This window comes from Sphingomonas sp. ERG5, assembly GCF_000803065.1.
Lineage (GTDB): Bacteria > Pseudomonadota > Alphaproteobacteria > Sphingomonadales > Sphingomonadaceae > Sphingomonas.
In genome coordinates, this window is record NZ_JSXI01000059.1 from 53,891 (window position 1) to 74,858 (window position 20,968).

At 60.3% G+C, this 20,968-nt stretch carries 17 protein-coding genes; 1 reads left to right on the top strand and 16 read right to left on the bottom strand.

Going from position 1 to position 20,968, the window contains the following annotated elements; all coding sequences use genetic code 11:
- Positions 1-18 precede the first annotated feature (18 nt).
- The 5 genes from OO12_RS29320 to OO12_RS18600 form a co-directional block, all read right to left on the bottom strand.
- Complete coding sequence (locus OO12_RS29320) at positions 19-141, bottom strand: hypothetical protein (protein ID WP_268747929.1); 123 nt, start codon at positions 139-141, stop codon at positions 19-21.
- Positions 142-317: 176 nt separating this feature from the next.
- Entirely contained in the window at positions 318-566 is a 249-nt protein-coding gene (locus OO12_RS18585) for a hypothetical protein (RefSeq protein ID WP_034160219.1), read from the bottom strand.
- A gap of 99 nt (positions 567-665) precedes the next feature.
- On the bottom strand, positions 666-2,693 hold the full coding sequence (locus tag OO12_RS18590; RefSeq protein WP_034160220.1) for an acyltransferase family protein: 2,028 nt from the start codon (positions 2,691-2,693) through the stop codon (positions 666-668).
- A gap of 10 nt (positions 2,694-2,703) precedes the next feature.
- A complete protein-coding gene (locus tag OO12_RS18595; protein ID WP_034160221.1) occupies positions 2,704-4,455 on the bottom strand; it encodes a carbamoyltransferase family protein in 1,752 nt (583 codons plus the stop codon).
- Positions 4,456-4,574: 119 nt separating this feature from the next.
- Positions 4,575-5,744: an acyltransferase family protein gene (locus OO12_RS18600; RefSeq protein WP_052216043.1), complete on the bottom strand. Its 1,170-nt coding sequence runs from the start codon at positions 5,742-5,744 to the stop codon at positions 4,575-4,577.
- Between the two features lie 78 nt (positions 5,745-5,822).
- Between OO12_RS18600 and OO12_RS18605 the strand changes: the two genes are divergently transcribed.
- Entirely contained in the window at positions 5,823-6,653 is an 831-nt protein-coding gene (locus tag OO12_RS18605; RefSeq protein ID WP_082006640.1) for a glycosyltransferase family 2 protein, read from the top strand.
- Positions 6,654-6,692: 39 nt separating this feature from the next.
- Here OO12_RS18605 and OO12_RS18610 read toward each other — a convergent pair whose 3' ends face one another.
- The 11 genes from OO12_RS18610 to OO12_RS18660 all read right to left on the bottom strand — a co-directional run bounded on the left by OO12_RS18610 (position 6,693) and on the right by OO12_RS18660 (position 20,959).
- On the bottom strand, positions 6,693-8,675 hold the full coding sequence (locus OO12_RS18610) for an acyltransferase family protein (protein WP_034160222.1): 1,983 nt from the start codon (positions 8,673-8,675) through the stop codon (positions 6,693-6,695).
- Positions 8,676-8,788: 113 nt separating this feature from the next.
- Entirely contained in the window at positions 8,789-9,955 is a 1,167-nt protein-coding gene (locus OO12_RS18615) for a glycosyltransferase (RefSeq protein ID WP_034160223.1), read from the bottom strand.
- Entirely contained in the window at positions 9,952-11,124 is a 1,173-nt protein-coding gene (locus OO12_RS18620) for a glycosyltransferase family 4 protein (protein WP_160296846.1), read from the bottom strand. The genes OO12_RS18615 and OO12_RS18620 overlap by 4 nt, the downstream gene beginning before the upstream one ends.
- Before the next feature lie 148 nt (positions 11,125-11,272).
- Positions 11,273-12,703 (bottom strand): O-antigen ligase family protein, encoded by a 1,431-nt coding sequence (locus tag OO12_RS18625; protein WP_034160224.1) that lies wholly within the window; start codon positions 12,701-12,703, stop codon positions 11,273-11,275.
- Between the two features lies 1 nt (position 12,704).
- On the bottom strand, positions 12,705-13,826 hold the full coding sequence (locus OO12_RS18630) for a hypothetical protein (RefSeq protein WP_034160225.1): 1,122 nt from the start codon (positions 13,824-13,826) through the stop codon (positions 12,705-12,707).
- Complete coding sequence (locus tag OO12_RS18635; protein ID WP_160296847.1) at positions 13,823-15,097, bottom strand: oligosaccharide flippase family protein; 1,275 nt, start codon at positions 15,095-15,097, stop codon at positions 13,823-13,825. Before OO12_RS18635 ends, OO12_RS18630 begins: the two co-directional genes overlap by 4 nt.
- Before the next feature lie 8 nt (positions 15,098-15,105).
- Positions 15,106-16,077 carry a GDP-mannose 4,6-dehydratase gene (locus OO12_RS18640; RefSeq protein ID WP_034160227.1) on the bottom strand — a complete coding sequence of 324 codons (972 nt, stop codon included), beginning with the start codon at positions 16,075-16,077 and terminating at the stop codon, positions 15,106-15,108.
- A 125-nt stretch (positions 16,078-16,202) separates the two neighbouring features.
- Positions 16,203-18,026 carry an asparagine synthase (glutamine-hydrolyzing) gene (gene asnB / locus OO12_RS18645; RefSeq protein ID WP_200887508.1) on the bottom strand — a complete coding sequence of 608 codons (1,824 nt, stop codon included), beginning with the start codon at positions 18,024-18,026 and terminating at the stop codon, positions 16,203-16,205.
- 128 nt (positions 18,027-18,154) lie between these two features.
- Positions 18,155-19,294 carry a glycosyltransferase family 4 protein gene (locus tag OO12_RS18650; RefSeq protein WP_052216047.1) on the bottom strand — a complete coding sequence of 380 codons (1,140 nt, stop codon included), beginning with the start codon at positions 19,292-19,294 and terminating at the stop codon, positions 18,155-18,157.
- A complete protein-coding gene (locus OO12_RS18655) occupies positions 19,291-19,992 on the bottom strand; it encodes a class I SAM-dependent methyltransferase (protein ID WP_034160229.1) in 702 nt (233 codons plus the stop codon). Before OO12_RS18655 ends, OO12_RS18650 begins: the two co-directional genes overlap by 4 nt.
- 10 nt (positions 19,993-20,002) lie before the next feature.
- Positions 20,003-20,959 (bottom strand): UDP-glucuronic acid decarboxylase family protein, encoded by a 957-nt coding sequence (locus tag OO12_RS18660; protein WP_034160230.1) that lies wholly within the window; start codon positions 20,957-20,959, stop codon positions 20,003-20,005.
- Positions 20,960-20,968: the final 9 nt, after the last annotated feature.

Genomic DNA, 20,968 nt, shown 5'->3' on the forward strand with positions numbered 1-20,968 from the left:
AAAATCTTCCGATGGAAATCAGGTCGCGGACGAGGCAGGGGTTGCGGTCTGCATCCGCCGCCAGGAATAGCGCTTCTTCACGTGCAGCATCGGCTGCTCAAGGAAGCGCCAGGACAATTCAGCGACGATCATAGCTGGCATGAACGAGCAGGACGAAGGCGACTGACAGAGCGCGCAGACCGTCAAGCTCAGGAAGATAGTCCCGCTTGCCCCCTGCCTGCGTCTCGCCATGCTTCCCCGCACCATGCGGTGCCACGGCGCCGCGAGCTCATCCCCGGAGATTGTCCATGTCAGAAGTTGCACGGTCGGTCGAGACTCTACGCCGGGCGGTGCGGGACGGCGGCCGATGCCACCGATAATCTACGGGTCGGCACCTGAGGCAGGGTTGCCCCAAAATCTCCGACTGCGTCGATCATCGCGTCGGACAAAATCCGGCACAACCGCGCGGTCTTCGCAAAACCTGGGTTGGACCCGCTGCCCCGGATCTCCACATCGTCATGGTCGTGCTGGATGCGCCAGCTTTCCGGCCAGTCCGCGGGTGGCTCGATCGGTGATGTGTCGAACATGTATGACGGCATCGGTATCTGCCCTCCATTTTCTATCGCGACGCAACGGCATGTGCCTGACGAATGATGCCTTGAATTACAAGCGAGACCGGCCTCCGGTCATGGGCCAAGTATTGCGGCGTCGAGTGCCGGACGGAGCGGTGCGGCAAGCGCGGCGCTTCCGACCGAAGACAGATGATGATCGTCGGTGAACAAAACCACGCCGTCTCGTATTGGCGCGCAGCGTCCTCCCGGACAAATCAGGGCGCTGGGATCCAGCAGGCGGATGCCGGGGTTACCGGCCGCCAGCGCCGAGAGTGTCCGGTCGGCGTCGCCGGGATCGCCTGCGGCAAGTGAGACGGCGCAGCGGTCAACGGACCGGCGCGCAAGGCAGCGCGGAACATGATAAGGGAAGCTCGGCGTATCCTTGACCAGGACTAGCCGGATTCTGTTCTCCTGGGTCAACCGGGTTAGCTGCGCCAGGCCGTTGGCGAAGCCCGATCGAACCTCGGCCAGCGGACCGGGCAAGGTGCCGGCAACGCCGGCATTCGGCCAACGCGCTGACGCGACGATCGCGATTACCTGCCCGGATGCGGCCAATCGCCCGGCTTCGGCCAGAACCGCGTCACGGAAGCGGCTGCACTCGGCGAGATGAGACGCGCTGGGGGCAATGCCAATGACCAGCGCCTGCCCATCGAGTGGGCGGCATCCGCCGCGCGTGCGGGGGAGGATGGCGACATGCGCGCCCTGACCCCAGTGGTCCAGCATCGGAATCAGATGAGCGCCGTGTGAATCGCCGATCAGGATGATCATTCGCTTCGCTGTACGATCGCCGATCAGGCAGGACTCGACCGGTGTGAGTTTACTGAAGTTGATCCGGTAGTTGCTGCATTCGGGCGATATGGCCGGGTCGGCTTGTCTGGTTTCTGCTGCGGCGATCGCCTGAAGGCGTGACGAGCCGGCAAGCTGGTGGTTCGCGACGGTGATGGTGATCCCGGCCGCTACGGCACCGATCGACAACAACGCGACGCCAGCGATCAGGCTCTTGCGGGTCGTCCGGAACAACGAAGGCCGTTGGTGACGAACAGGTGTCTCGATCAGGTGATAGCTGGCCGCACTAAGCAGGAACGACGCGATGACCGCTGCGATCAGCGCGCCCGCACTCGGCGCACCCAGCGCATCGCCGCGCACAAAGGCGAGCAACGGCCAATGCCAGAGATACCAGCCATAGGAGAGTTTGCCGACATAAGTGACCGGTGCGAGCGCGAGGATGCGAGCGATCGGATTGGCCGGAGCAATGGCGCCCGCCGCCAGTAACGCCGCCGCGCCAAGGGTCGGCAGGAGTGCGATCCAGCTTGGAAAGGGCGTGTCGTGATCCAGTGTCCAGAGCGCGGTGCCGATCAGGATCAGGCCGGTCACTGCCAACCCGAAGGCCAGGGGGACGGCTCCGCGGTGAGCCCAGCGGGGTCGGTCACCGTCGATCGCCAACGACAACATTGCGCCGATGGCGAATTCCCAGCCGCGAAACGGGGTGAGATAGAATGCCCAGGTCGGGCGCATCTGAGTCCCGACAATGCTGATCGCGAGCGAGCTGATGAACACTGCGCCGAACAGGATCCAGAGCGCGCGATGTCGGCTGAGGCCGATCCGCGCCGCGATCCAGCCGGTCAGCGGAATCAGCAGCGGCCAGACGATGTAGAATTGCTCCTCGACCGCGAGCGTCCAAGTGTGCAGCAGGGGGTAGGTCTCCGCCGCAGCGGCGAAATAGCCCGATGGCTGTAACGCGAAGAAGATGTTCGAGGTGAAGAACAGTGCCGCGAGCGCCGACTTCGCGAGCGACTGAAGCTCGCCGGTCGCGGGCACCAACCACAGGCCAAGCGCCAGCGTGGTGGCGACCACCGCGAGCAATGCGGGAAGCAGTCGGCGAACGCGGCGGGCGTAGAATTCGGCAAGATCGACCCGGCCCGTTCGCTCATGTTCGCGGACCAGGATGCCGGTGATCAGGAACCCCGAAATGACGAAGAAGATATCGACGCCGATAAACCCGCCCGGCAGCAGCGCGGGAAAGGCATGATACGCGACGACCGAGCCGACCGCGATCGTCCGCAACCCGTCGATATCGGGTCGATAAGCGATCTTTGCGCTCATGGGACGACGATCAATTCACGGCCCCGCGCTCGATCAGCGTGTCGCCGAGCACCAGCACGTCCATCTTCGTCCGCAGGAAGCAATCCAGTGCTTCTTCCGGGCGGCACACCACCGGCTCATTCTCATTGAACGAAGTGTTGAGCACCATCGGCACGCCGCTGATTGCCTCGAACGCTTCGATCAGGTGGAAATAGCGCGGGTTGGTGCTTTCATTGACGGTCTGGAGACGACCGGACCCGTCGACATGGGTCACCGCCGGGATCAGGTCGCGCTTCTCTTCGCGAATCTGGAACACCTGCATCATGAAGGGGACGCTGTCCTCCTCCTCGAACCAGCCGGTGACGCCGCGATCGAGCACTGACGGCGCGAACGGGCGGAAACTTTCGCGCCGCTTGATCTTGAGATTGAGGATTTCCTTCATGTCGGCGCGGCGTGGATCACCGAGAATCGACCGGTTGCCCAATGCGCGGGGACCCCATTCCATCCGGCCCTGATACCAGCCGATCACCTTGCCTTCGGAAATCGCGGTGGCAGTGCGGCGGCACAGCTCGGCCTCGTCAGTGATTGTTTCGATCGTGCAGCCGGCCGCCTCTATCTCGGCCTCGCGTGCGACCATCAGGCCTTCGATCTCATTGGTGGGGGCGTGTGGGCCCCAATAGGCGTGGTCCATGACGAAGCCACGCGGCTTGCCCTGTTTATGCCAGTAGGCGAATGCTGCGCCGATCGCACCGCCGGCATCGCCCGCCGCCGACTGCACATAGACATGAGTATAGGGCGTACGCCGTCGCACCTTGCCATTGGCGACCGAATTGTTGCCGCAGCCGCCGGCGACGGTCAGATGCGGCACTTTGTGCTTTGCGTGCAGCATGTCGAGCAGGTTGAAGAACGCTTCCTCGTACATCGCCTGGATCGACTTGGCCAAGTCGCGGTGGCCCTGGGTCAGCTCACCCTTGGGGTCGCGACGTGGGCCGAGCAATTCTTCGAGTTCAGGTGAGAACAGGTCGCCAATCTCGGGAATGCCGTCAGTCCACTGATACTGCGTGCCTTCCTTGTGATGTTTGAAATATTTCAGGTTGAGCTCGAAGCTGCCATCACCCTTGAGTGTCACGATCTCGCGCATCGCGTCGATCTGGGTCGGCTGACCATAGGGCGCGAGGCCCATCACCTTATATTCGTCACCATAATGCGGAAAACCGAGATACTGGGTCAGCGCCTGATAGAAGATGCCGAGCGAATGCGGGAAGAAGACCCGGCCCTGGATATCGATTTCGCTGCCATGGCCGATCGCCCAGGCGGCGCTGCTGAAATCGCCGAAACCGTCGACTGATACGACGCTCGCATCCTGGAAGGGCGAGACGTGGAAAGCGGACGACAGATGCGCGAGATGGTGTTCGATCGGCGCGTGAATGCCCTTGAAGCTTTCGCCGGGAAAGCTTTCCTCGAGATATTCCGCGATGCCCTTGCGCGCCTTGCGATTCTTCAGCCGGTCCATGACGAAGCCGAGATCGGGTCGCTTGGTCGCGACATAGGCGATTTTGCGCAGCAAATTGGCGCGGCTGTCCTGATTGACCGCGATGACATCGACATCACCGAGCGTCAGTCCCGCTTCGGCGAGGCAATAGCGGATCGATTCAGACGGGAATCCAGCCCAGTGCTTGACGCGGCGGAACCGTTCTTCTTCTGCGGCGGCAATCATGACGCCGTCGCGTAACAGGCATGCGGAGGAATCGCCGTGAAAGGCGTTGAGGCCCAGGATTATCAAGCAAAAGTCTCCGTGACTCGGCCGACGCTGGAACGCGGCATGACGATGTGGTGCGACCCCTCGCTCGGCAGCGCTTATACCGAAAATGTTGCAGTACGGAAGAGATCACGCAAGGCGGCTTATCTCTTTGTGATGTGGAGGACCTGTAGGAACAGCGCACGGATTCGGCCGGTATTGCGCTCGAACAGCCACCACATCGCGGCGGCAAACCCGATCGCGGCGACAATCAGTCCGGCGGCGGCGGCAAAGGCCAGGGGCACGATGCCGAACTGCACCGGCGCGAGAAGCGCGAACCATAGCAAGGCGATCAATGGGAAATGCACCACGTAGAGCGTGAAGGATATTTCCGAGAGCCAGAAGGACAGGCGTCCATAGAATCCGCCGGGATTGTTCAAACGGGCGAGGCAGGGCAGCGTCGCGGCACACGCCAGGCCGAGTAGAATATCAGTCGGAAGGCTGGGGCGGGCGAGCGACGCGACGCCGCCGATTGCGATAGCCAGAGCGATCGCTGCGACAAGGAGAAGGAAGCGGCCGGGTGACAGTGCGCGAACGACGTCGCCCAACGACCAGGCGGTCGCTCCGATGACCCAGATGCTGCCCAGGGCGATGATCGGGAACGGCAGGAGAATCAGCACGACGATCGCGAACAGCGCCGAAAACATGCGGGCGACGACCGAAATATTACGTCCGGCCAGCGCCATCCAGGCGAAGGGGACGAGGAAATAATACCAGAACTCGTTGGCCAGGCTCCAGAGCGGGCCATTGGTGCCGAACACCGGCACGGCGATGGTCTGGAGGAAGGCGATATTGCCGAGAAAGCTCGTGAGTGTCGGTGTCGGATCGCTGCCGGGAAAGGGGCCGCTCGACAATATGTCCCAATATTCCGCGCCATAACCATTGAGGCGGAGCAAGTCGCGGCCGATCCAGTCGAGCAGCGCCGTGGCGATCAGCGCCGGGATTAGGGCGGTCCATAACCGGGCGAAGCGATGCACCGCATAATCGGGTAGATTCCATCTGCCCTGGCGAATCTCGCGCATCGCTCGTCCGCCGACCAGGAAGCCGCTCAGCGCGAAGAACAGGATCACCGCCTGATGGCCGAGCCCGCCGATCACATAGAGCGGCGCCGCGGCGAGCTTTGTGCCGGTCAGGTCGGAATAGTCGATGAATACGAAACCGCGGACATGACCAACCAGTACCAGCAATGCCGCGAGGCCGCGGATCATATCGAGGTGTTCGAAACGGCCCGTGCGATGAGTGTGACGGCTGGTTGCCTCGACGTGTTCCCCCATCAGCAATCACTTCCCCCGCGATATCACGCCATGAAGCTTGGAGTGCGCGCGCCCGCCGTGTAGCGGCGGACGCACCGCATGCCAAGGAGCCGACCACCGGTGCTCGATTCGATCACGCCTGTCATCCTGACGATGAACGAGGAACCCAACCTCCGCCGGCTGCTCGCCGCGCTCGACTGGGCGCGCGACATCGTCGTGGTCGATAGCGGCAGCAGTGATGCGACGCTTGCCATCCTTGCCGAATATCCGGCGGTCCGCGTCTTCCACCGACCATTCGATACGCACGGTAATCAATGGCGCTACGCCGTCACCGATACCGGTGTGACGAGCGATTGGGTGTTGAGGATGGATGCCGATTATATCGTCACGCCCGAACTTCGCGACGAACTCGCCGTGCTGACGCCGCTCGCGACCATCACATCCTACCGGATCGATTTCGGCTATGCGATCTTCGGACGCCGGCTGTCAGCCTCGCTTTATCCATCGAACATCGTTCTGTTTCGAGGTGATGCGATCGAGGTGTTCGACAAGGGGCACACCGAAGGCTGGCGCACGACGTACGGTACTATGGGCAGGCTCGCCGGCAAACTTGTCCATGATGACTGGAAGCCGATGAAGGGCTGGATCGGATCGCAGGCGCGTTACATGGAACGCGAACTACCCCATTTGAAGGCTTCTCCTGGCGGGCTGAAACACAGATTACGATTGTCGCCGCCGCTCATGCCGATCGTGATGTTCCTTTATACCTTATTTGGTCGGGGCATGATTTTTAACGGCCGGGCCGGATTATTCTATGCATTGCAGCGGTTGCTGGCGGAAACCGCACTGGCGTTGTTTGTACTTGAAGATCGGATGCACGCTGAACGTGCTGCCGAGCAAACTCGGTCGGACGAAAATAGCGCCCGATAGGTTGCGGCTGTCAGGGGCCTTACCGCTGTGACGCTATCTTTATCGTCTCACTTGATCGGCACTTCGATTACTGGAGAGCAACGGCTCAATTAATGGAGGATAGATCGTGCGCGACGCGGTCGCGGTAATGTGATCGCCATCGGAGTAAATCGGAATGCCTTTCTCATCCATGACGAGGCATTCGCTTGGGCAGATGCGTGGATAGACAGCTACGAATTCTACTCCAAGCTGCTTGATTACCGCGCTGCTGCGGGCATCGCGCGCGGCTACGTCAACTGTTGTAGGTACTGGTGGCAACGGCGCGCCGAAGCGTTGGAGTGCAGACAATTGCAACGGGGCGCTCCAGCCAATTTCCGGGACGTCGCCAAGGATCACAACGCGCTTGCCCATTGCCGAGAGCGCCTTGACGGTCTGTGTCATGGCGATCCTGAACAGTGGAGATTGACCGTCCCCTTCGGAATTCACGGCATTGGCAATGAATGTCGGCCGCGGCTGAATTGCTCCGTCTTTAAGTCGGCCTGATTCGTATAGCGGCCAACGACCCACCAGGAATACCACAGTGATTTCGGGGTGGGTTCTCAGCCACGACAGCGTCGCTTGATTCGCGCTCGTGCATCCCAGCGCCGACTGCTCAATACCGACCAATGGGGGGCAGCCCCAGCGCGACGACACATATCCATTCGAGCCCGTGCGTTCGGCCGCCAACTGAAAACCCGGCTGCGCGGAGTCCGAATGGGAATCGCCCCAAAGCAAAAAGCTCGGTTCAACACCTGCCGCTCCAATGCGGCAAAACTGTCCGGCCTCGCGCATCGCGCATTCCGCGCGGCGCTCGTTGATGTCGGTTTGCGCCCCCAATACTGCCAGTTGCGTTGGGGTGTATCGCTGCGGAAGACCTTGCAGGCCCCATAACCCCAAGGCGAGCACAAGCAGTGCCGCCACGGTGACTCCGGAGCCGATGAACAATGTTTGCCGCGATATTGAAGCCGGCTGCCGGAAGGGTCTTTCGATAAAGCGCCAGCTTGCCCAGGCGAGGATGACCGAGGCAGAAACCGCGCCAATTGACCATGTCATCGGCAATGGCGCGCCACCGCGTATGCCGTGAAGCAGTACGATCAGGGGCCAGTGCCAGAGATACAGGGAATAGGATATGAGGCCCACCAAAACGAACGGGCGCCAAGTGAAGATTCGTGTCGGGCCGCGCTCCCCGAGGTAAATGACGAGAGCCGCTCCCAGGCATGGCGGGAGAGCGGCGAGCCCGGGGAAGGGAGTTGCCCCGCTGTATAAAAACACAGGAAGCGTAAGCAGTGCCAGTGCGATCATGCCGAGCGGGACACGCAGTTGCTCGCGCACAGCCGGTACAACGCCTAGCGCAAGCAGGCTGCCGAGCCCAAGCTCCCAGACGCGCCCTATCGGGAGATAGAATACCTCCCTCGCATGTTCGAGGTGCCAAATTGCCGAATCATTGAGCCGCCAGAGGCTGTAAGCAAAGGAAGCTATGACGACCAAGATGGCAATCAGACGCACGCGCTTCGGCGCCAGGCGGACGCATAGCATCAGCAAAAGTGGGAAAAAGATGTAGAACTGTTCCTCAACGGCGAGGGACCAGGTATGAAGTAACGGATGACCGGTCGCGTCCGGTGAAAAATAACCACCAGTAGTTCGCCAGAACCACAAATTGGAGCCGAAGAACACGGTCGCCGCGAGGCTCTTGCCGTAGTTCATCAATTCACGGGGAGGCATCAGGATTACTGCCACCAGTGTGGCCGCGAGCAGCACGGCGCTAAGTGCCGGCATGATACGTCGGATGCGTCGCTCGTAGAATCTTACAATCGAGAAATCACCTCTGACCATTTCGGAATAGATGATCTGAGTAATCAGGAATCCCGAAATGACGAAAAAGATGTCGACACCGACAAAGCCGCCCGAGAAACCCGGAACGCCCGCGTGAAACAAAACCACCGGCAATACCGCCCAGGCACGTAGTCCGTCTATCTCTGGACGATAGTGCGATGCTTTGCTCATTGGCCCCCCAAGGCGCAGAAATCATTGGATTCCGGACCCATAGATATATAGCGGCGCGCCAGCAATTCTCATTTTGAGGCTTGAGCTGCGCACGAACCGCACCGGGTTTTTCGTCAGTGCGAGCCTGACAAGTCTCGATATGCGGCGAGCATGCGCCCGGCGATCGCGTGCCAGCCGAAATGGGCGCGGGCGGCCTCACATCCCAATATGCCCATTGCTTGCGCTCCGGCGGGGTCGTCGGCAAATGCGCGGATCGCGATGCCCAGGGCTTGTGGGTTTGGTTCGGTGATCAGGCCGCATCCCGCCGCTTTCACCACCTCCGCGACGCCGGCGCCGGTCGAGACGACCACTGGCTTTCCCCGTATCATCGCCTCAAGCACGGTATTGCCGAAATTCTCGTTGTGAGAGGGCAGGACGAACTGACCGCACCACGCGAACAGCCATTCCTTGTCGGGGCCTGTGACGCCGCGATCAATCAGGGTGACGCGGTCGCCGACATTCGCTTTGGCGATCGCCTCAAGCAATTCGGCCGAATGGTTTTCGTCGTCCGTGCCGGCAATGATCAGCCGGGTGGCGGGGGAGAAAGCGATAGCATCGATCAGGGCGACGAGATTCTTCTTCCAGTTGAGACGGCCGAGGTACAATGCATAACCGGACTGCGCCGTCGCCTCCGCGATGTCCGGCGATACCGTATCGGGCGTTACGGGGGTCGGTTCTTCGACCCCGTTCGGGATGATCAACCTGTGGTTCGCCCTCAGGCCGAGCTGGTCGAAATCAATCGCCTCACGGTCAGCGGTAAAATGGATCGCGGCGGCTTCGCGAATCGTCCGATGTTCGAACAACGCGAGCCAGGCCCGTTTGATGAGGCTCGATTTAGCCCGGATCAGGTCGGCGACGAGCATGCCGCGTGGCGACAGGATGAATGGCGTGCCGGCCTTTTTTGCGGCGCGGGCGGCGGTGAGAGTTGGCCAGAGAAAAACCGAATGAAGGTGGATGACGTCGAAGTCGGCGGCTTGCGCCTTGAGCGCTGTGCCCATTGCCGGTGCGCGGTACAGTCGGCGTGGCGATCCGATCTCGAAATAGGTCACGGCGACGCCATCCATATCCACTGACGTCGAAACGGGCACGTCGGAAACGCCAGGGCCGTCGGCATTGGTCGTGAAGACGCTGACCTGATGGCCGAGCGCGACTTGCCCGGCGGCAAGGCCGTGGACCGAATAGATCGGCCCGCCGTAACGGACGGCCGGGAAATAGCTGGGAACCACATGAAGGATCTTCACGATGGTTCCGTCCAGCCCAGAATCCCAGCAATGACCTGGGCTACTCGCTGTCGGTAATGCACCCATTCGGCGCCCTGTGCCGATGCAATGGCCGCGGGACGCATCGCCCGGACGTTGGCGGGGTCGGCGGCATATTTCGCGAGCGTATCGATCAGTATCTCGACGTCGCTGTACGGGATAACCTCGCCATTCCTTCCCGGCACGATGAAGTCGCTGGCACCGACGTGATCGGATGCTACTACCGGCAGACCGCAGGCGAGTGCTTCCAGCACGACCAGCCCGAACGAGTCGAAGCGCGATGGCATGACAAGCAGGTCTGCCCAACGGTACAGAGTGGCGAGTTCGTCATGCGGTACCTTGCCAAGCAGGGTCGCGTGAGCGCCGAGGCGTGCGACGAGATCGGGGTCGCCATCGACGCGCGCGGCGGCGATGCGGCAATCATAGGCGATGCCGCGTTCGGCAAGATTTTCGAGCGCGGTGGCGAGCAGGTCGGCACCCTTCATACTGGTAAAACGACCAACAAAGAGCAGGCGCAGCGGCCCTTCGTTGAGTGCCTGATCCGGACCGGACCCGAACAATCCCGGCTCAAAGCCCAGCGGCACGGCATGGACGCGGTTCGATGGAACGCCGGCCGCGATATAGCTGTTCGCGGCGAGCGTCGAACAGCACAGGATATGATCGGCAAGTGCGATCTCAGCATCCTTGCGAGCGTTGACGTTGTTGCGAAATGTCGTGCCGATGTCATTCAATCCGCCCACGGCCTGCATGCTGTGATGGACGCTGGCGGCGTCGAGGATCGTCGGCAGGCCGAGCTGTTTCGCCGCCTTCAGCGTCTCGAGCCCTCCGGTTTCATAAACGATCACGGCGCGCGGCGCGATCTTCGGCAAGGCGCGGGCGACGATGCGGTCGAATTGCGCATACATATGGTGTGCAAGCCGATGGGCGAGGGGCGGCGGCAGCAACTTGTTGCCCGTGCGGAAAATCAGGCCAGTCAGCCAGCGAAGCTTGCGATGCCCGGCCAATGGTCCCGCCAGGGCAGGGCGAACCGGTGTTGCGTGATGCAATGTGGCATTCCACCCTGCTTCCACCATGGCCATGGTGAGCTGGTCGGCATGCTGTCGTCCGGCAATGGAGATCAGGATGTCGCGGGCGTGATTCCGTCCAGACATTCGAGGTAACTCCATTGGTCGATGATCCGGCTGCTAGCCACGCGCCTTGCCATGCGTTCGGTCGGATCGGCAAGGGGCGGCGAGTGGCATCGGCGGGAGGATCGAGAAGCCATGATCGTGACCCGGATTAGCGCGCTGGCGGAACGCGTCAGGCCAGGGCCACGTCCCCGAGAGGATAGCCGCGTGACAGATAATAATCCTGTTCTACCCTGCTTCGCTTTTCGGCCCGCTCGATACGGTGCGCCGCGATCGAAACTCCGATGATGGTCCAGTACATCAGTCCGCCAGTAGGGTTGTTGACCGTGAATAGCACGAGATGGACGGTAACGAAGATCAGGCTCGTCATATGCGCCGCTATCATCAGTGGTGATTTGCATTTTCGCAAATGGCCAAATACAAGAATTATCACAAAGATCTTTGCCAAATATACCAATGTAAAGCCGACAAAGCCGATCTCCTGCATGACGCGGGCACTTTCCAACTCATAGGCATTGCCATTCAGCCACCACAGGTAATCGCCGCCGATAAGTGTCATCGCGGCATTCGAATTGCTGCCAATGCCAGTGCCGATGATGGGGGATGTTTCGAAAGCGGAGACTGTCTCGGTGATCGGGCTCAAGAAGCGCTTTGAGGCACTGTCGGCATTATTTGCGCGATATTCCAACGCTGAGAAAGCGGTGCCGAATATTGTCGCAGTGGCAATGCCCATAATTGCCAACCCGATCGCGAATCTGAGCGCGACCTGGATGGGCAACAAACCCTTCGAGCCGCTGACCAGCAGCAGCAGTGGGCCGGACAAAGCATAAACGACCATGGGAGATCGCGAACCAGTCGTCGCCGCTCCGCCGATCGACAATATCAGCGCCGCCGTCACGATCAACAGCGCTCGCCTTTTCGGTATCGAGGCCACCAGCAATGATGCCGCCAGCGGCACCGCCAGCAACAGAAATGTCGTAAACCCACTAAGATAAGAGAAGGTGCTGGACGTGCGGGCACGACCTATCTTGAAATCGCCTTCCCCGCTCTCTCCGAAAACAGAAATCACCTCCACGCCTTCTTCATGGCTTAAATACTGGTTGATCCAGCTCGTCGGTGGCTGCGAAAATTGATATATACCAAGCGACGCGATTGGGATCGAAATATAACAAGTCATAAGCATGAACTTGCGAAGAATAGCGCGATCGGTAATTATATCAGGAACGATAAAGGCTAGTGGTAAATAGATCAGATAATTCTTGAGCCCAAAAACGCTGAGTAAGGCTGATGGAGAATTTGGGTTTATCAATTCGATTGTGCAATAGGCACCCTGTATGATCAACAGCAGCAGCAATGTGCTGCTTTTCGGCCCAAGATCCGTATTCTTTCGGGCTGATATAAAATACCCGATATAAGCGAAGATCAGAATGAAATCTTTGACGAGCAGGATTTGCGCCTGATATCCAGGAAACACCCATTTCCGGACCGCGCCTTCGACCATCGCCCAGACGAGCACGCTGATGATCGCGACGCCCCAGAAACGAATCGCGCCGAAGCACAACACAACGATGATGGGCAGGAGCGGGATGAAATTCAGAAGCATCTCAAATGCGCTCCGTGGTCGCTGATGATTGCCGCAACAGCCGACCGATAACATTCGCGCTGCTTTTCAGCGAGTGCGGTTGATACCAGTTTTTCGCAGCCTGCTGCAATGTCCCAAGCGCGGCATCATCCGCGACAACACCGGTGTCGCTCTTGTCGAGCTTGAGGTAATTCTGGCCCGGCCGCAGCCCATCATTTTGTCCGGCCGCGTCGCTAAGGCAAATCGGGATGGCGCCATGAGCGCAATAGGCCGCAAAGATCGTCGATTTCGCCAGACGGTCGGCATCATAATCGAGCAGCCCGAAACGCGCGGCGCCAAGTTCTTTGCGCAGCACGGCGATCGACGCTTCTCCCACGCAGCGGACGGGGGCGGTGCCGATCATTGCCGGCGGTGCCTCGGTACGGCGGCCGATGTCGATGATCTCGTCGATCCCGTTCGCGGCGACGAAGGCGGCGATCTGGTCGACGCGCTCGCGATAGACCGCATCATAGATGCCCTCTCGGCCGAAGATCGCGAGCGACGCACGCCGCTCTGCCGCCGGGGTCGGATTCTCAATATCTCCGATGGTTGAGAAGACCGGTAGCGCGATGGCCGATCCGTGCTGCCCGCCGCGCCAGCGGTCGAGCAGAGCAGCATAGGGGGCGGTCGTCGCAATACCGGCCGTGCTGAGCCGCTGAATGCGTTGCGCAATCCGCGCTTGAAGCGGGCCAACCCAGAACGCGCTGCCCCAGATCGGGCCGGTCGCGAACAATTCGTGGAATATCGTGACGAAAGGAGGTGCTGGATTCTGGTGACGCCAGCGCTCAAGCGCCGCTGCGAGCCATAGCGGAACCCCTTTGCGCTGATAGCCATAAGCCGAGAGATGCAGCAGGATGGGAACGGCAGCGCGGCCCGCGATGCGATTCAGGGTATCGAGCAGTACGGTCGAACTCCGCTCGGCAAGCTCGTGCGTTTCCCACTCGTCGTGCACGCGTTCGAGTGGCGGCAGCGGGGAGCCCGAGATGAATACCGTCCGGATGTCGTGATCGCGCAGGAGTCGATCAGCGACAAGGCGCGCATAATCGCCGACACCTTCGGGAGAGATGGACCGGCGCGGGACGATCTGGATCAGCGTTGCGGTCATGATCTTGCCGCCACCAGGTTAGGGCGGAACGCGCCGATGATGCTGATCGCCAATCCCTGCAGCAGCAGCGAACCGCTCAGCATCATGCTGAGCAGCAGGACGGACAGCGGGGTGGTGAAATCCCAGAATGGCACCATCACGATCAGCAGGGCAATCTGGACTAATGCGATCACAGGATCGAGCCGAACCCAGCCTTTTGCGCGATTGAGCATGACGGTCGGCGTCATGACCAATGTGATCGCCGCAGTCGTGAGCGCTGCAAGCAGTTCATGGTCGAGGTGCATATATCGTGGGCCAAGCAACCAGAGCAGTGGCCCCGGAAGCAGGGCGCCGATCGCGATGACGCCCAATCCGACGATAGCCATGATCGCCTTTGCGACCCAGCCAGCCAGAATGAAGCGACGGATATCGGTTATCCCGGCAAGGCGCGGGACAATGACAACGTTCGAGAAGGTCGACACGATGCCGACGATCGCCGTGATACGATTGACCGCGAAGACCGAGGCAACGACCTGCGGACCGCCGAAGCGAGCCGCCAGCCACAGGATCACGCTGTCCTGCAGCGCAAAAGCCAGGACGGCGGGGGCCGCGGGTCCGACATAGCGCATGATCGCCCGGAACAGATCTGGGACGGGCACGCGATTGCGCTCGATCTTGCCGCGCAGCATCCAGCTACTCGCCCCTAATGTCACTGCCGAGCACATCAGTCCGCCGAGCAAGGCCATCCAATAGGATCGTGAAATGCCCAGCACCATGATCGCCGCGGCCAGGACGCGCATCGACTGGCCGGCGATGTCGCAGATATAGGAGCGGCGAAACCAGCCGAGCAGGCGCATTACCTGCAAATTGATGCCCGCGCTCATCTGCAGAAGCGCGCTGCCCAGCAGGAGCGTAAGCGCAATCAGCAGCGCGTCCAGACCATAGTGCGAGCGCTGGCCGACTGCCGGGAAGATCGCCGCGGCAATCACGCCGACAGACACGAAAAGGATCAGGCGCAGATGGCGGATGCCGGCAAGATAATCACCGAATGCCACTCCACCCAGTCTCGCCTTTCGCCAGAAATACGTGATCGAGCTGTTCAGGCCGAGGTCGCTGGAGATCGTGACGAAGGTCAGCGTCGTCGCGGCAAGGCCATAGAGCGCATAGTCTGAGATCGGCATGTAACGGACATAAACGAGCCCGGACACCATCCCGATCGCCTGTGCAAAACCGCTCGACAGGCCAAATTCGAACAGAAGGCGAAACCAGGCAATGAGGCGCTGACGCAACATGGCGGCGGTCAAGCTGTCGCGGTGATACGCTCGGCCGCGATCAGGCGGCGGAGCAGTTCGTCGAAATCGACGGTCGAACGCCAGCCGAGCAATCGTTCCGCTTTGCCTGGATTGCCATGACTTGTTGCAATATCGGTCGCGCGCATCAGATTCTGATCGACCTCGACATGATCGCGCCAGTCGAGGTCCTTGAGTTCGAAACAGCGCTGCACGAAATATTCAAGGCTATGGCTCTTGCCTGTCGCCACGACGAAGTCGGTCGGATGGTCGAGTTGCAGCATGCGCCACATCGCGTCCACATAGTCCTCGGCCCAGCCCCAGTCGCGCACGACATTCAGGGCGCCGAGCTTCAGTCGTTCGCCCGAGCCCGCGGCGATGCGGGCGGCGGCACGCACGACCTTGCGGGTGACGAAGCGTTCGGGACGCAGCGGTGATTCATGATTGAACAGGATGCCCGAGCTGGCGAACAGGCCATAGGCTTCGCGATAATTGGCGACTTCCCAGAATGCCGTCGCCTTGGCGACGCCGTAAGGACTGCGTGGATGGAACGGGCTTTCCTCGGTGGCGGGTCTCGCCTCGGCCGTCTCACCGAAGCATTCGCTCGACGCCGCATTATAAAGCCGCGTGTCGCCTCCCAGGAATCGCAGCACTTCGAGCAGATTGAGCGTGCCGAACGCGATACTCTCCAGTGTCTCGACCGGCTGTGCGAACGACAGGCCAACCGAGCTTTGCCCCGCAAGATTGTAGATTTCGTCAGGCTTTGTTTCCGACAAGACCTGAAGCACGCTGCGAAAATCCGTCAACGTCATCGACAGCGTCGTGACCTTGTCGAGAAGGCCAAGCTGCACGAGGTTCGAAAAGCGTGACACCTCGGCATCGCGTGATGTGCCGAACACGCGATAGCCCTTGTCGAGCAACAGCTTTGCCAGCAGCGCACCGTCCTGGCCGGAAATTCCGCAGATGAGTGCGTTCTTAGTCAAAGCCCACCTCGTTGTGACGCCCGTTTATGCGCCCCATTTTATTGCGGATGCGAAGAGCATGATTTGGCGGGCGAGGGAAGGCGTAAATGCAGCATGCGAGCTTCGCTTGCGGAAATCTCGTCGCGTCAGCCGGTCGGTTCGTAGCGATCGAGTACGTAACGTGACCATTCACGCGACAAAAGGCCTTTGCTGCCCGCCGCCGTGGCGCTGCGTCCCGCAAGGCCTTCGATGCCCCCCATCCAGCTGGCATAGGGAATGCCAAACCCGGTTTTGGGACGATGACGATGCCATTCGGGCAGGGCGATAGCTGGCGCGTCCGCGAGCAGCTGCTTGCCTTCGCCGGGCCGCAGATGGCCGATCAGTGGCGCAAGTTCGCGGAAGAGCGCGATGTCGACCAACGGCGTACGGACCTCCACGCTGTGGCGCATGCCCGCCCAGTCGGCATCGCGGAGCAATTGGTTGCGCATGTAAAAACCCAGCTCGAGCAGGGTAACTGCGGCATGATCGGAATCGGGCATCGGATCGAGCACACCGTTCATACGATCGACGATGCCAAGCCGTTTGAGCCCCGCATTTACGAAGGCAGGATCGAGGATATTCTTGAAATCGTCAGGCAACCGCAGCGAGCGGCGCACCAGATAGGCACCGCCCAGGGTTCCGGTATAGCGTAACAGCCCAGCGGCTTTTGGGTTGTTGGCGGTGAAGCCCGGCAGCAACGTTTTCAGCACCCGGCCCGCCGCGAACCCGACAGCGGGGAGCCGTGCGATCCGGCCATAACGCGCGTGCCAGGAAGGCACGTCGGTAAAGCTTGGATAGCCGCCCAGCAACTCGTCGCCCCCGACGCCGGACAAGGCCACTTTCAGCCCTTGCTCATGCGCTGCCTTGGCGACGAACCAGGTGTTAATACCGTCGATCGAAGGCTGGTCCATCGTCGCAAGGATTTGATCGATATCGGCCAGAAACTCGTCGCGGCCGATCCTGCGTACATTGTGCTGCGCACCATAAAAGGCCGCGATGCGGCTGGCGATGGGGACTTCGTCATTGTCGGTGCCCTCGAATTCATCGAATCCGAGCGTAATGGTATGGATCGGGCGTGTCGCCGCTTCCATGGCGACGCCCAGGATCGCGGCAGAGTCTATGCCGCCGGAAAGGAACAGCCCGACCGGCACATCGGCAAGCAGATGTGCCTTGATGCTGTCGCGCACTGCGCTGTGCGCGCGGCGCAGTGCCCTCGCGTGATCGATATTCTCGCGTTGCGCATGGGCGAGGACCGATCCGGCATCGGCGTAGCGAGTTTGCGTGACGCCGCCCGCATTGACGGTCATGTAATGGCCGGCGGGGAGCGCCGCGATGTCGGCATACCAGGTAAACGGTTCGGGTACGCTGCCGAGCAGCATGAACCCGACCATGCCCGCAGGATCCTTTTCGTCGCTGATCCCGCTGCCGGCGCGAAGCGCGCGAACCTGTGACGCGAACCGGAAGGTGCCGTCCTTGTCGGAAAAGAACAGCGGCTTGATGCCGAATGCGTCCCTTGCGAGGAAGAGCGAACGCGCGACATTGTCCCAGATGGCAAGTGCGAACATACCACGCAGCATGTCGAGCATCGCCGGACCATGTTGTTCGAACAGATCGAGCAGGATCTCGGTATCGGAGGTCGTGATCAGGCTACGGCCGACGGCAAGCGCTGCCGCGCGCAACTCAGGATAGTTATAAATCTCGCCATTATAAACGATGGTATAACGTCCATCGCGACTGCCCATCGGCTGGAGCGCGCGATCGGACAGATCGATAATCGACAGGCGACGGTGTCCCAGGACACAGCGGCTGTCCTCGCTTGCCCATAAGCCAGCGCCATCAGGGCCACGATTGGCCATGATGTCGCGTACTGCCACAACCTCCTGGCGCGCGGGCATAGGCGCGCCGGGACCATAGGCAAAAATGCCATTCAATCCACACATAAAGCGGCTGATCCCCCCAGACCAACAGAGTGATTTTTACTCGCGACCCATCGATTTAGTGCAAATGTTTTTCCTCACTTCGTGTTGCTACCGGAACAAATCTATCCGCCGTACCGCGCTCAGGGCGAGGCAAGCTCGCTATTTACGCCCAATGGTGTCTGACTAAAGAGCGTTTCTCGCAACCGATTCGTAAAATTGGTAAACGAAAAGTAAGACAGGCCTGTAGGAATTTCATGCGGTTGGGCAAGAGATTTGAACACGCCGGTCTCGATCGCTGCGAGGTCGTTCGGATCTACCGCGATGCCTATCGCGCCGTTCCGTACCGCCTCGAAGCCGCCGTCGTTGCTGCTGGCGATCACCGGAATACCGCATGCCATTGCTTCAAGGAACACGATCCCGAAGCCTTCGCCGCTACTGGGCATCACATAGGTGTCGGCAAGCCGAAAGAAGTCGGCTTTGCGATCCTCCGGCACCAGGCCGGTAAAGATCGCGCTGTCCGCAACACCGAGCGCGACGGCCTTGTCTTGTAATCGTGCCATATCATCGCCCGTGCCGCAGAGCATGTAGACGATATTGGGATCGCGCCGTACCAATGCCGGAAGGACCTCGAGCATCGTATCGAAACCTTTGGCGCGTTCTTTGTCTGCCATGCGGCCAAAGGTCATCAGTACCCGCTTGCCGGCGAGGCCGAAGCGGTCAACCAAATCGTGCGCCTTTGGCGCTATGCCGAAATGGTCGAGTCGGACCGTATTGGGCAGGATTCCAAATCCACGGCGCGGTGCCGATGCCCAGGACAGATAGCGATCGATCGTCACCTGGCTGACCGAAAGCACCAAATCGATCTGCCCGGTTAGAGCGTTGACAATTTTTCGCTCGGTTGGCTGCCAGGCATCGATGCCATGTATTTGCAGAATCAACCGCGCGCCTCTGATACGGGCCACCAATGCCGCGAACGGCAGGAGATTGATATGTCCACAAACGACGATGTCGGGGCGTGGTCCGAAGAGTCCTCGACCCAAGGCAATTCCAGAAAACTTCGCCGCGCTGCCAACACTATCGAGGTTGAAATATAGTCCGGCGGGCAGCGCTCCCAATGGCTGTTCCGCCGTTCTGGGCAAGGCTTCAACACTCGCGACTTCGGGCAGCGAACATAACGCCTCCAGGAAGTCGCGATTATACTGCGAAATACCGCCGAAACCGCCATAGGCGTCGGACAATAGCATCAGGATGTGTGCGCCTTTGGGCGCTGCGCTGGTCATCGCGTTGCCAATACCGCCAGATGCGGTGCTTCACGATAAAGATTGGGACCGCTCGATGGCATCGTACTCATGAAGCGGAGGGTCGGAAATTTCGCGCGCACGACGGGGACGTCATTGAACACCGAATAGCTGTAAAAGACCCCGTCGCCGTCGGAATAATGATAACCCTTGCCGCGCGTCATTGCGAGATCGAACAATTGCCACAGGCCAACCGCGTTGATCATTTGTTTTACCGCGCGATTCACTTTCGATCCCTGACCGAAATTATTGGAGTCGGAAATGAATACACCCTTTTTCGCGACACGGCACATCTCGGCCACGGCGCGACGGTGATCCTTGATATGGTGTAGTACGCCGAATTCGCACACCAGGTCGAAGCTGTTGTCGGGCAGCGCGAGATTGAGTGCATCGCCATCGATCAGCTCGTCGGCCGATAAGCCCTTTTCATGCCCCTTGGCGCGCAATGCCGCGACCGGTTCGACGCCGACATAGCGGATCGGATGGCGCTCCTTGAGGTAAAGGATACCGCGTCCGGTGCCGCAGCCGATGTCGAGGACGGATTCAACGCCTTGCTGGCGGATGATATCCGACAGCCAGTCAAGCGCGAGGTAATGCTCGTCGCCGTCGGCGACATGCATCTCATCATAACGTTCGGCGGTCTGGGTATAATAATCGCGCTGCGCAGTGACTTCGGACATCAGCCGTTCCTCAACGGTCGCGGTTGGCGAAGAAATCGATCGTCGATTTCAATCCCTCGGCCAGCGGAATCTTGGGTTCCCAGCCAAGAATGCTGCGTGCCTTGCCGATATCGGGCTTGCGCTGTTTCGGATCGTCCGCGGGTAGCGGCAAGCGAATCAACTCCGAACGAGAGCCCGTCTGTTTGAGTATCAGTTCGGCCAGTTCGATCATCGTGAATTCGACCGGGTTGCCTAGATTAATCGGCCCGGTCACATCGGGACCGGTGTCCATCAGGCGGATAAAGCCATCGACCAGGTCATCGACATAGCAGAAGGACCGTGTTTGCGATCCGTCGCCATAAATGGTGATCGGCTCACCCTTCAGCGCCTGGACAATGAAGTTCGAGACGACGCGTCCATCGGCGGGATGCATGCGCGGGCCATAGGTATTGAAGATCCGCGCGACCTTGATTTCCAGATGATGCTGGCGGTGATAGTCGAAGAACAGGGTTTCGGCGCAGCGCTTGCCCTCGTCATAGCAGGAACGCGGGCCGATCGGATTGACGTTGCCCCAATATTCCTCGGGCTGCGGATGAACCGACGGGTCGCCATAAACCTCGCTGGTTGACGCCTGGAAGATCTTCGCCTTCACCCGCTTGGCAAGGCCGAGCATGTTGATCGCGCCGTGCACGGAGGTCTTGGTCGTCTGGACCGGGTCATGCTGGTAATGCACCGGAGAGGCCGGGCAGGCGAGATTATAGATCTCGTCAACCTCGACATAGAGCGGCAGGCACACGTCATGGCGCATGAATTCGAGCCGCGCATGATTGTGCAGATGTTCGATATTGCGCTTGGCGCCGGTGAACAGATTGTCGACGCACAGCACCTCATGGCCCTGCTCGAGTAACCGGTCGATCAGATGCGAGCCGACGAACCCAGCGCCACCGGTGACGAGGATACGTTTTCTGCTGTCGTAAAGGCGTGCCACGATTTTCCC

What these genes read in the sequence shown, in the direction of transcription:
- OO12_RS18605 (WP_082006640.1), top strand. Translation starts at nt 5,823, where the DNA reads ATGCCAAGGAGCCGACCACCGGTGCTCGATTCGATCACGCCTGTCATC.
- OO12_RS18635 (WP_160296847.1), bottom strand. Translation starts at nt 15,097, where the DNA reads ATGTTGCGTCAGCGCCTCATTGCCTGGTTTCGCCTTCTGTTCGAATTT.
- OO12_RS18600 (WP_052216043.1), bottom strand. Translation starts at nt 5,744, where the DNA reads ATGGGGGAACACGTCGAGGCAACCAGCCGTCACACTCATCGCACGGGC.
- OO12_RS18590 (WP_034160220.1), bottom strand. Translation starts at nt 2,693, where the DNA reads ATGAGCGCAAAGATCGCTTATCGACCCGATATCGACGGGTTGCGGACG.
- OO12_RS18630 (WP_034160225.1), bottom strand. Translation starts at nt 13,826, where the DNA reads ATGACCGCAACGCTGATCCAGATCGTCCCGCGCCGGTCCATCTCTCCC.
- OO12_RS18625 (WP_034160224.1), bottom strand. Translation starts at nt 12,703, where the DNA reads ATGCTTCTGAATTTCATCCCGCTCCTGCCCATCATCGTTGTGTTGTGC.
- OO12_RS18585 (WP_034160219.1), bottom strand. Translation starts at nt 566, where the DNA reads ATGTTCGACACATCACCGATCGAGCCACCCGCGGACTGGCCGGAAAGC.
- OO12_RS18620 (WP_160296846.1), bottom strand. Translation starts at nt 11,124, where the DNA reads ATGTCTGGACGGAATCACGCCCGCGACATCCTGATCTCCATTGCCGGA.
- OO12_RS18610 (WP_034160222.1), bottom strand. Translation starts at nt 8,675, where the DNA reads ATGAGCAAAGCATCGCACTATCGTCCAGAGATAGACGGACTACGTGCC.
- OO12_RS18650 (WP_052216047.1), bottom strand. Translation starts at nt 19,294, where the DNA reads ATGACCAGCGCAGCGCCCAAAGGCGCACACATCCTGATGCTATTGTCC.
- OO12_RS29320 (WP_268747929.1), bottom strand. Translation starts at nt 141, where the DNA reads ATGCCAGCTATGATCGTCGCTGAATTGTCCTGGCGCTTCCTTGAGCAG.
- OO12_RS18655 (WP_034160229.1), bottom strand. Translation starts at nt 19,992, where the DNA reads ATGTCCGAAGTCACTGCGCAGCGCGATTATTATACCCAGACCGCCGAA.